The organism is Photobacterium sp. R1 (assembly GCF_054600795.1).
Genome location: NZ_BAAHZP010000962.1, coordinates 1 through 237, shown reverse-complemented (window position 1 = coordinate 237; position 237 = coordinate 1). Strand labels below are relative to the sequence as shown.

Annotated in this window: 1 pseudogene; it reads left to right on the top strand. The window is 54.9% G+C overall.

Going from position 1 to position 237, the window contains the following annotated elements:
- Positions 1–237 (top strand): annotated as a pseudogene (locus ACYP03_RS27925) (aspartate-semialdehyde dehydrogenase); the annotation flags it as partial.

Sequence of the window (237 nt, the reverse complement as noted above, 5' to 3'; positions counted from 1 at the left end):
AAGTATACCCGGCGCTGCGTCAGGCAGGCTGGAAAGGTTACTGGATTGATGCGGCGTCGACGCTGCGTATGGATGATGAAACTATCATCACTCTGGATCCGGTTAACTTCGATCAAATTCAGCAGGGTATCCACTCTGGCGTGCGTTCATTCGCCGGTGGTAACTGTACTGTCAGCCTGATGCTGATGGCAGTCGGTGGCTTGTTCCAGGCCGGTCTGGTTGAGTGGATGACCTCCC